General features: G+C 42.3%; 3 protein-coding genes. All 3 read left to right on the top strand.

The genetic code is table 11. From position 1 onward, the window contains the following. Positions 1 to 38: 38 nt before the first annotated feature. Positions 39 to 311 (top strand): hypothetical protein, encoded by a 273-nt coding sequence (locus KIS29_11350; protein ID MBX8640921.1) that lies wholly within the window; start codon positions 39 to 41, stop codon positions 309 to 311. Continuing rightward, entirely contained in the window at positions 308 to 538 is a 231-nt protein-coding gene (locus KIS29_11345; GenBank protein ID MBX8640920.1) for a hypothetical protein, read from the top strand. The genes KIS29_11350 and KIS29_11345 overlap by 4 nt, the downstream gene beginning before the upstream one ends. A 108-nt stretch (positions 539 to 646) precedes the next feature. Continuing rightward, positions 647 to 3,832, top strand: a complete 3,186-nt coding sequence (locus tag KIS29_11340; GenBank protein ID MBX8640919.1) for a hypothetical protein — start codon at positions 647 to 649, stop codon at positions 3,830 to 3,832. The last annotated feature ends 236 nt before the right edge of the window (positions 3,833 to 4,068 follow it).

Below are 4,068 nucleotides of genomic sequence, written 5' to 3'. Positions count from 1 at the left end.
AAGACCATACAGGAGAAACAGATGTTTGAGGTGAAGTGATGTCAAAAGGAAAAATCAGGTATGGAGAAGAAGACTCAATCCCGCTTGATAAGCCAGTTTGGGGGATAATAGTCAGATACAAGGAAGGAAAAATAGAAGAACAAGCGATATACTTCTCGCAATCCGATAACCACTTTCTTGTCGATGACCTACTGTCAATGAAGAAAAACGATGCTCTCTACATAGTATGGCATGGTTCATGGAACACGGACGTCTTCAGGTGCGACCCCAGGAAGATCATCGACCGCATTCGGAAAGAGGAGGGTCAATGATCCAGGATCCTATATTGAGATTTGCCCATGAGGTTGATTCGATAATCCTCGAGGCCATTCCACCAGGAAGGAAAATTTTCGGAAGGGCACTCGCCTATCAGCTGGATATTCCTTACAAGGTAATCCGGTACCACATCAGGGAATGCCTTTCAATAGCGGTCGAAATTACAACTCCCCACATAAACTCTGACGGCAGATCATGGAACGTCATCATATACCGCAGATGAATGTATATGTACCCCCTTGAATATATCCATTCACAGTTTCTGGGGAAGTGAGCTATCGAGCCCCAGAAACTTAGATGGCTTCTTTCCCAGGAATTAAAACCTGGGTAGATGACCATGAGGATACTGAAAAGAGCATTATCATTGTTTATAGTAGGATTGTTTGTATTTACGGCGTTCGCAGTAATCCAGTCGGGAGGCAATCAAGCGCAGGCATCGCCGTCGGCATCATCTTCTTTCACATTCCCCTATCAGTATGGAACTCCTACGGTCCCATCGGATGTTGGGGCGCAGGGAATACAGGGGCTAACAGTTCCGAAGAGTGACATTGGATTAACAGTTCCTCAATCGAGCGTTGGAGCACCATCAACAGTGGGTGAACCAAATCCTAACATGATTGGATATAAAGGAAACATGCCTAAAATTCCAGCTACATTAAACTTAACGGTTCTCAATGGCACTAAATCATCAAATACGCCAGCAATATTTCAAACTGTTCTATTGCAGAACATCACGACTGGAATATTTTATCCATACAAAACGTCGGCAAGTGGAACGGTATCAATATCAACCTATGCAGGTTGGTACTGGATGTTTGTTGTCTCTTCAGTCCCCTCGTCTTATGTCAACTATACTCAACAGGTGTTGATTCCACCAGGTTCATCAAGCAGAACCGTTTACCTGATTCCTTCATCATACGTGTCATCTGCGGTTGATAATCCTTCATCGTCGCTTGGAACTATATATTTCAATGTGGACGGTACAAATTCATATAGTCACACACACCAAACAACGCAAATAACTGTGCAATTGTTAAATGACAGTTCAGGCGGAGCGTATCTCACATCAGCCATCACTGGAAATAATGGGACGGCAATTTTTACTCACGTTAGTACTGCATATAGCTATGGTTTTGACGTCATTGGCTACAATCAATCATTGACTAACACCATGATGTATGAAGCAAATTTCACGGTTGCTCCTACATCCGCTTTCAGTGGAAATATCTGGTCTATAACAGGCATGTTACTAAGTCCTGCGGAGTGGAAACATACGGCAACAATAGTCGGTTCATCACCCCCAGTCAGCGGAGGATCTGCCTGGTCACTGTCCGTAAACACAAGTGTCACAGGGGGGTATTTTTACATTTCAAACGGCATAAATGTCAATGGGCATTCACTTTTTTTTAATGATACTGTTGTATATGATAACGTCAGCATTAATGATGACACCGAGAACATCTATCTGTTCAATTCAACATTTATTTCGTTAAGTTCGTTTGCGGAAATATGGTACGGGGGCTCTAATGACAATGCCTATAATTCCACTATTTTTGGATCATTTTATCATGATTTGATATACGATGGAGTAGGAACGACATCGAATTCTAATGACATGATACCCCCAAGTGGAAACATATCTGGTAGCATTATCAAATATTTTGATTCCAGTGCTGGCGTGTCTGCAACTAATCATTGGGAAAAGTCGGTTTTTGAAAATATCACGTCGTTTCTTATACCGGATTACGTGTCGAATAGTACCTTCTACAACTATACAGTAGGTGCCAGGGTTTTCAGTCCCCAATGGAAATACGACAGATTCATCAATTCATCAATATTTGGAAATATTAACGGATTAACTATGAACATCACCGAATCAATATTTGGATCTGGGACAACTTTTAATTTTGCTACAACCAATTCTTTGGAATCCACCTTTGAGCATAATCTTGTTCAGGATGGGATGCCTACTGGTGATTCGCTTGCTTATTTTTCCAGCATAGGTTTTACTTACTTTACATTTACTCAGAATACGGTTGTGGAGTACAACAATTTTACATATTCGGCTCCGCCGTTGGCTCCTTTAGAGGCAATGTATTTTGAACCTAATGACAGCGTATCAAACAATATCTTCTATTACGTTGACTCGCCATCGGTAATCGCATATTGGGATAATAATACTCATCCCACATCATATAACGGATACGGGTTCATGCCTCCTCAAACTTATATTAACTCATACGTAAATTTCTTCAACAATTATATTGATGGGGGCTTCCAGCAGGGCTTCATCTTGGTAAATGGAAACCACATAAATATACACAACAACTATTTTACTGGAATATTTTCTCCTAATACAGTTACGGGTACATGGGGAAGTTCAGGTCAGCCAATCTTTGATGATAACTACGACAATAATACCTGGTCAGGGGACTACGTTAATCTAACATTCATGAATGACACAAAGGATGCCTTCAATGGTGGCGGCTTGGGAGGGACGACTGGGTTTTACATGACTTATGAGTCTCAGTCTTTTTACATCAATTTTACACACAATACTATATATACATTCAGGGGTGGTTATCAGGGTGGTTTTGCGGTGATATCCCATGTATCAAATGTAACATGGAATATATTTTATAACAATGAGTCCTATGGCCCAAACGCCTTTGTTGCGGCTCCTCCCTCGGTTGACATAGGATCCGCTATAGGATTTAACCCACACGAGAATATGTATGTTGCAAATAACTGGTTTATGAACCTAAACAATCTAGAAGCCCCGATATACACAGAGCAGCACACAACTAATCTCACGCTTTTCAACAACCACTTTTATTACCGCCCACTTCCATCCGAGACTAATATACCATCATATTACAATGTTTTATACTTGTCAGGAAAAGGTTCGCCATATTCAATGTGGATTGGAGGAGGTACAACAATAACAGAGCAATCATCCTCATACCAGTATTTTTTCAACACTTCATCATCTGGTAGTCTCACTACTTATGGTGGTTCATCCTTTTGGTATTACAACCTAACGCCAGACGTCACCATTGCGAGTGATACTCCCACGATCTCGTACGCCAACGGTCTCGTTGGTGGCCCTCAACCAAACTTCACATGGAAAGGCTATAACTATTCGGAATCCGTTGAGCCAACATACATTCAGGTCGGTGTGAACAGTTCGAAGGCGCCCTCTGTTGACCTCCAGTTCAGTGGAGTTCCGGGCATTCAGTATGTTGTTCAGATAATTAGTCATGGATCTGAGATTGAATCCTTCATAGAAAATGCAAGTTCCTCCGGAATCCTGAACGCGACCTTCAATCCTGCCACGATGCCTCTGGATCCAACATTCGAGGTCTCACCGTATGTGGCGCCCCCACCACCATACAACCCTGTGCAGCCCACTCCTCCAATGAATTTCTTTCCCGCCTATGTCTTCGTTATCCTTCTTGCAGCGTCAGCCGCAGGAGTGGCAATCGGTGTATACATCCTTGTTCGCCGTCCTAGATGAATGAATGTATATATAACCCATTGAATATATCCATTCACAGTTTCTGGGGAAGCGAGCCATCGAGCCCCAGAAACTTGGATGGCTTCTTTCCCAGGAATTAGGAAAAATGGAGGGATAATCTCTCAAGGAATCGGCTCTCTGATGTTACATTCCAGTGGCTCGGACAGGCGATCTCCCTGTTGGATTCCTGAGACATGAAAACAAACACAAGACTTTGGGTAATAATAATAGGCTTG

This window comes from Candidatus Sysuiplasma jiujiangense, from assembly GCA_019721075.1.
GTDB classification, from domain to species: Archaea; Thermoplasmatota; Thermoplasmata; order Sysuiplasmatales; family Sysuiplasmataceae; genus Sysuiplasma; species Sysuiplasma jiujiangense.
Note: the sequence above shows the minus strand (reverse complement) of the source record. Positions and strands in the feature narration are given on the sequence as shown.

Bases quoted from the DNA above. Each gene is read 5' to 3' on its own strand.
- KIS29_11350 (MBX8640921.1), top strand. From the start codon at position 39: ATGTCAAAAGGAAAAATCAGGTATGGAGAAGAAGACTCAATCCCGCTT.
- KIS29_11345 (MBX8640920.1), top strand. From the start codon at position 308: ATGATCCAGGATCCTATATTGAGATTTGCCCATGAGGTTGATTCGATA.
- KIS29_11340 (MBX8640919.1), top strand. From the start codon at position 647: ATGACCATGAGGATACTGAAAAGAGCATTATCATTGTTTATAGTAGGA.